Source organism: Actinophytocola sediminis (genome assembly GCF_054779715.1).
This window is the reverse complement of record NZ_BAAGXS010000118.1, coordinates 1-572: the sequence shown is the minus strand read 5'-3', so window position 1 is coordinate 572 and position 572 is coordinate 1. Positions and strand designations below refer to the sequence as shown.

At 72.6% G+C, this 572-nt stretch carries 1 protein-coding gene; it reads right to left on the bottom strand.

The window, feature by feature from the left end:
- Window positions 1–572: acyl carrier protein (locus ACYVIP_RS44565; RefSeq protein WP_460407289.1), on the bottom strand; the 572-nt coding region annotated here is incomplete at both ends.

The window sequence follows — 572 nt, the reverse complement described above, 5'->3', positions numbered from 1 at the left end:
CATCGCCAACGCCTCACGACGACTGATCCCGAACAGGTCAGCGTCGAAGTCAGCCGCACCACCGACAAACCCACCGCTGCGGGTGTAAGAGGTACCCGCCCGATCCGGATCCGGGTCGTAGAGCGCGTCAACGTCCCAACCCCGGTCGGTCGGGAACTCACCGATCCCGTCGACACCATCCGCGACCAACCGCCACAGGTCCTCCGGCGACCGCACCCCACCCGGGTACCGGCACGCCATGCCCACGATCGCGATCGGCTCGTCCGAGCCGACCGCCGTCCCGGTCGCCACCGTCCGCGTCCGGCCCTGGTGCAGGTCGCCGAGGTGCTCGGCAAGCGCCAGCACGGACGGGTGTTCGAACACGACCGTGGCCGACAGCCGCAGACCGGTCGCCGCACCGAGCCGGTTGCGTAACTCCAGCGCGGTCAGCGAGTCGAAACCCAGCTCGCGCAGTGCCCGACCGGTGCCGACCTCCCGCGGCGAGGCCAGCCCGAGCACGCTGGCGACCTCCGCGCGGACCAGGTCGAGCATGGCCTTCGGCCCGGCCGCCGGCCCGGCCGGCGCGGCCGTCC